Genomic DNA, 5,825 nt, shown 5'->3' with positions numbered 1-5,825 from the left:
CAGAAGGCTAACCTAATTCGCTCGAGCTGGAGGCGTTTTCACACAGCCTCGGTCGATTTGCGAAATTGGCATCCGACCTGAAAGCAGACTCGCGCGCCCAAGCCCCCCTGCCGTCATCCCGGCCGCAGCGAAGCGAAGAGCCGGGACCCAGGCGTTGAAACCGGGTGCGGGCGATGCTTGAAATCCACTGCCTGGGTCCCGGGTTCTGCTGCGCAGCCCCGGGATGACGGCGTGGCGTCAGCAGCCCGTGTGGAGGTCCTGCTTCACGGCCAAGAACTTGATGTCCAGCGGCCTGCCCCCTTCCTCCCCATTTCATGGAGAGGTGGCGCGGCGCGAAGCGACGTGACGGAGGGGGCGGAGCCGCCTTGTCCGAGGGATGCTCAGATCGGCAAGCCTCCGCGCCGCCCCCTCCACCGCTGCGCGGTCCCCCTCCCCATGAAATGGGGAGGAAAGAAGAGGATCAGCTCGCGTGGAGTTCCTGTTTCACGCGCTCGGCCAGGGTCTTGATGTCCAGGGGCTTGGGCAGGAAGGAGACGCCCGTCTCGTCTTGCAGCAGGTCGGAGAAGTCGCTCTCGGCATAGCCCGAGATGAACATGACCGGGGCGTCGCCGAGGAAGGGCCGCGCTTTCCGAAGCAGGGACGGACCGTCCAGCCCCGGCATGATGACGTCGGAGATCATCATGTCGATCTGACCGGCCCATTCCTCGGCCAGGATCAGGGCCTCCTCGCCGTCGCAGGCCTCGATCACCTCATAGCCCCGCTGACGCAGCAGGCGGGCGGCGATGCCGCGCACGGCGGCCTCGTCCTCGACGAACAGGATGCGGCCGGCGCCGGACAGGTCGCGCGGGGCGGCCTTGACCGCCTTTTCGACCACCGGGGCCGCGATCAGTTCCTCGGCCGAGGCGGCGGGCAGGAAGATGCGGAAGGCGGCGCCGGCTCCATCAAGGTTGGTCACACTGATATGGCCGCCCGCCTGCTGGACGATGCCATAGACGGTGGCCAGGCCCATGCCGGTACCTTCGTTGACCGCCTTGGTGGTGAAGAAGGGCTCGAAGATCTTGTCCAGCAACTCGGGCGGCACGCCGGGGCCGGTGTCGGACACCTCGATCAGGGCGGTTTCGCCCGAGGCCTCGCGCCAGCCCAGGTCGCGGGCCTGGGCCTCGGTCAGGCGGCGGGTCTTGATCGTCACCACGCCCGCGCCCGGCTCGACCACGCCGCGCATGGCGTCGCGGGCGTTGACGGCCAGGTTCATGACGGCGGTTTCCAGCTGGCTCTTGTCGGCCAGGACCAGGGGCATGTCGCGGCCGTAGTCGGTTTCCAGCCGCACGTCCTCGCGCAGCAAGCGGCGCAGCAGGACCGCGAACTCGCCGACCAGTTCGCCCAGGTCCAGCCGCTCGCGCCGCACCGTGGACTTGCGCGAGAAGGCCAGCAGCTTCCTCACAAGATCGGCGGCGCGGATGCCGGTCTGGCGGATCTGGTTCAGGCCGTCATAGGAGGGGTCGCCGACCGGGTGGCGCTCCAGCAGCTCGGACAGCTGCATCTGGATGGCGGTCAGCAGGTTGTTGAAGTCGTGGGCCACGCCGCCGGCCAGCTGGCCCACGGCCTGCATCTTCTGGGCCTGCGACAGCTGCAACTCCATCGACTTCTGCGACGAGACGTCGAACAGCCAGACGCGGCGCTTGTCGCCCTCGGGCGCGACATAGAGGTGCAGATGGCGGTCGGGATAGGCGCGCGCCACCAGCTCGATCGGACCCGAAGACCCGGCGGCCAGCTTGATCCTGGCCTCGGTCACGCCGGCCAGGTCGAACAGGTGGCCGAAGGCGGCGTCGCCTGAGGCGGCGGGGCCGGTCAGGACGGCCAGGGCGGCGTTGGAATCCTCGGCCTTGCCCGCGAACAGGTCGTCGCCGGCGATGACGGTGGAGCCGAAGGGGGCGCCGGCGGCCATGGCGCGGGCCTCGCCGCTGACCTTGGCGGGGGCGGCGACAGGGGCGGCCTGCGGCACCGGCAGGACGGCGTCGGGCGCGGCGCGGACCAGGAAACGCCCCTGCCCCGCCTGACCGATCAGGACCTCGATCTCGCGGGCGCCGATCTGGACGATGGCGCGGCCCTGATGACCTTCGCGGGCCTGGGCGAAGGCCATGTAGAGGGCCTGGGCCGACTTGCCGCGCGGCAGGGCCGTGACGGCGCCGTTCTCCTCGGCCCAGGCGGCGTTGTAGGCCAGGACCTGACCGGACGGCCAGACCAGGGCGGCGGGCTCGGCCATGGCGTCCAGCATCTCGACCGCCGTATCGCCGTGGGCGCGACGCACCTCGGCCCGGCCAAAGGCGAACAGCCAGATCAGGGCCGTGCCTCCCGCCGCGACAATCAGGATCAGGCCCGGCGCCGTAAAGGCGTTGGCGCGGAACGCCGGATAGACCATGGCCGCGACCGCCAGGGCGAAGCCCAGGGCCATCACCACCAGCAGGGGATCAAAGGTCGGACGGCGCGTCGCCGCCGCTTTCGGCCGGGAAATCGTCATGGCGTCCTGCCCGCGCGAATCAGTGGTGGTCAGCATATCGGAGCTCTGGCCTGCGCCATAACGAGGCACATTTCTCCCTCCCCGTTCGGGGAGGGTGGTCGACGCGAAGCGGAGACCGGGTGGGGAGGGCGCGGCGATGCTGGGCGCGGCGGCTGCCTTGCCGAGCCGCCCCCACCCGGTCGCTACGCGACCACCCTCCCCCGCTGGGGGAGGGAGAGGCGCTGCATCCTTGAGGCCCCTCACCGACGTTTCCGGCCCTGCATGACGAAGCCGATCACCTTGGCCGCCGCCTCGAAATGTTCGCGCGGGATGACCTCGTCGACCTCGACCGTCGCATAGAGGGCGCGGGCCAGGGGCACATTTTCGACGACGGGCACGCCGTTCTCTTTCGCCATTTCGCGAATGCGGAAGGCCACGGCGTCCACGCCCTTGGCGACGCAGATGGGGGCGGCGTCGCCCTGATCCGGCTCATAGCGCAGGGCCACCGAATAGTGGGTCGGGTTGGTGATGACGACGGTGGCGCTCGGCACGGCCTGCATCATGCGCTGGCGGCTGCGCTGCATGCGGATCTGGCGCAGCTTGCCCTTCACATGGGGGTCGCCTTCGGTCTGCTTGTAGTCTTCCTTGGTCTCTTCCTTGGTCATCCGCATCCGCTTGGCGAAGCGGAACTTCTGCCAGATGAAGTCGGCCCCGGCGGTGAAGGCCAGGAAGATCAGGGCGGAGATCATCAGCGACGCCGCCAGATCGCGGGCGAAAGGCAAGATCATGGCCGGGCTCATGGCGGCCAGGTTCTCCAGCTCGCGCGTGTGCGGCTTCAGCACCCACCAGCAGACGGCGCCGATGGCCACCAGCTTGAGGAAGGTCTTGATGAACTGGACGATGCCGTCCGGCCCGAAGATGCGCTTGAACCCCGACAGGGGGCTGACCGCCGACCACTTGGGCTTGATCTTCTCGGCGGTGAACAGGAAGCCCGACTGGGCCAGGTTGCCCCCCACCCCGCCGACGATGACCGCCAGCATCAGCGCGGCCAGAAAGGGCGTCACGGCCCAGACCGCGCGCATCCCGATCTCGACCCCGGCGCCGGCCTGCAAGCCGCCGATCATGGCGTGGGGCTCGGCCAGGAAGGGCAGCATGTCCTCGGCCATCTGGCGCGAGAAATAGCCGCCGCCGATCAGCAGGACCGCCGTCGCCCCCGCCAGGGACATGGCCGCCGCCACGTCGGGCGACTTGGCGACGTCGCCCTTCTTTCGGGCCTCCTCAAGCTTTCGCGGGGTGGCCTCTTCGGTTTTCGACTCGGGATCGGAACCTTCAGCCAAGGCTCCCTCCCGTGAACACCCGCGCCAGGGCGCGATAGCGGTCGATGAAGATGGTCCCCATCACGCCGAGGCTCAGCGCGAAGATCGAAAGGCCCAGCAGGACGCTGAGCGGGGCGGCGGCGAAATAGACCTGAAAGGCCGGCATGACCCGGGCGATCAGGCCCGACGCCAGGTTGAAGATCAGGGCGAAGACCAGGACCGGCGCCGACAGCTGGACCCCCAGCATGAAGCTCTGGCCCACCGTCTTGACCGCCATGGCGGCGAAGTCGGCCGTGATCATCGGCTTGGCCGGGGCGATGGCCTCATAGGAGCCCAGGATGCCGGCGATGAAGAGGTGGTGGGTGTCGGTGGCGAAGATCAGCGTCACCCCCAGCAGCATCAGAAAGGCCGACAGGGTCGAACCGGGCGAGGCCTGAAGCGGGTTGGCCGTCTGGGCGAAGCCGAGGGTCGTCTGCTGGGAAATGATCTCGCCCGCCGTGACCAGGGCCGTCATGAAACTGCGCAGGATCATGCCGATGGCCAGACCCGTCGCCACCTCGCGGATGATCCAGCCGACCATGCCGCCGAGCGTCGGCGGCAGGGCCGGCAGGGTCCCGGCCACCAGGGGCCACATGACCAGCGACAGCAGCAGGGCCAGCGACAGACGCACGCGCGGCGGCACATAGCTCTCGCCGATACCCGGAATGGTCATCAGGATGGCGCCGACCCGCGCGAAGATCAGCCCGCCGGCCCAGATCTGTTCGGCGGTGGCGTAGGACTCCACGCGACCTACATCCCGGCGATTCGGGCGGCGATCTCGCGCATGAAGCCGCCCAGCAGCGCCCCCATCAGCGGCAGGAACAGCAGCAGGGAGACGAAGATGGCGATGATCTTGGGCGCATAGATCAGGGTCTGCTCCTGAATCTGCGTCAGGGCCTGAAACAGGCCGATGACCACGCCGACCACCAGGCCGACGACAAGCACGGGGGCGCACAGCTGGATCGTCAGCCAGATGGCGTCACGGCCAACATCCAGAACTTCCGCGCCGTTCATCACCACTCCCGGGAACTCGGCAGAAAATGCCGACAGGATGGTTAACAGCCCGTTTAGGAAACCCAATCTGTCCGCTCAAGCGTACAGTCCATTTTCGGGCGACGGCCATCTGACGGCTGGATTGATCACCGCGCCCGGCTATATGGACACGCTATGACTGACCACGCGCACAAACCCACCGTCTCGCAGGCCGAAGCCGAAGCCGCCGTTCGCACCCTGATTCAGTGGGCGGGCGACAATCCCGACCGCGAAGGCCTGGTCGAAACGCCCAAGCGGGTGGCCAAGTCCTATCGCGAGCTGTTCCAGGGCTATGAGGTCGAGCCGCGCGAGTATCTGGAAAAGACCTTCCAGGAGGTCGGCGGCTATGACGAACTGGTGGTGCTGAAGAACATCCGCTTCGTCAGCTTCTGCGAACACCACATGCTGCCGGTCGTCGGCGTGGCCCACGTCGGCTATCTGCCCACGGATCGCGTGGTCGGCATCTCCAAGCTGGCCCGCGTGGTGCGCGGCTTTGCGCGGCGCCTGCAGATCCAGGAAAAGATGACCTCGGACATCGCCCACGCCATTCAGGACGTGCTGCGCCCGCTGGGCGTCGGCGTGGTCATCGAGGCCGAGCATAGCTGCATGACCATGCGCGGCGTCGACGTCCCCGGCGCCAGCCTCTCGACCAGCTGCCTGCTGGGCAGCGTCCGCGAAGACCCCCGCACGCGGGAAGAGTTCCTGCGGCTGGTGCGGGGCTAGGCCTGCCCTTCTCCCCTTGTGGGAGAAGGTGGCTCGCGAAGCGAGACGGATGAGGGGTGTGAGCGCCTAGCATCCGATAATGCCCGCCGCCGCCCTGATCAGCCAATATTCGAAACGCCGCGCCGACACCCCTCATCCGGCCCTGAAGGGCCACCTTCTCCCTCAAGGGAACCGTTGCATTATTCGCGGATCGTGATTCCCTGTCTCTGACGGGGAGA

Annotated in this window: 5 protein-coding genes; 1 reads left to right on the top strand and 4 read right to left on the bottom strand. The window is 68.0% G+C overall.

Annotated elements, in window-relative coordinates; translation table 11 throughout:
• Window positions 1–460 precede the first annotated feature (460 nt).
• The 4 genes from cckA to fliQ form a co-directional block, all read right to left on the bottom strand.
• On the bottom strand, window positions 461–2,554 hold the full coding sequence (gene cckA / locus DXK21_RS16095; RefSeq protein ID WP_245945257.1) for a cell cycle histidine kinase CckA: 2,094 nt from the start codon (window positions 2,552–2,554) through the stop codon (window positions 461–463).
• Between the two features lie 203 nt (window positions 2,555–2,757).
• Window positions 2,758–3,834, bottom strand: a complete 1,077-nt coding sequence (flhB, locus tag DXK21_RS16090; protein ID WP_114818779.1) for a flagellar biosynthesis protein FlhB — start codon at window positions 3,832–3,834, stop codon at window positions 2,758–2,760.
• On the bottom strand, window positions 3,827–4,597 hold the full coding sequence (gene fliR / locus DXK21_RS16085) for a flagellar biosynthetic protein FliR (protein ID WP_114818778.1): 771 nt from the start codon (window positions 4,595–4,597) through the stop codon (window positions 3,827–3,829). Before fliR ends, flhB begins: the two co-directional genes overlap by 8 nt.
• A gap of 5 nt (window positions 4,598–4,602) precedes the next feature.
• A complete protein-coding gene (gene fliQ, locus DXK21_RS16080) occupies window positions 4,603–4,869 on the bottom strand; it encodes a flagellar biosynthesis protein FliQ (protein ID WP_178826696.1) in 267 nt (88 codons plus the stop codon).
• A 150-nt stretch (window positions 4,870–5,019) separates the two neighbouring features.
• Between fliQ and folE the strand changes: the two genes are divergently transcribed.
• Window positions 5,020–5,607, top strand: a complete 588-nt coding sequence (gene folE, locus DXK21_RS16075; RefSeq protein ID WP_114818776.1) for a GTP cyclohydrolase I FolE — start codon at window positions 5,020–5,022, stop codon at window positions 5,605–5,607.
• Window positions 5,608–5,825 lie beyond the last annotated feature (218 nt).

Origin of the sequence: Brevundimonas bullata (genome assembly GCF_003350205.1) — a bacterium.
Taxonomy (GTDB): Bacteria; Pseudomonadota; Alphaproteobacteria; order Caulobacterales; family Caulobacteraceae; genus Brevundimonas; species Brevundimonas bullata.
Note: the sequence above shows the minus strand (reverse complement) of the source record. Positions and strands in the feature narration are given on the sequence as shown.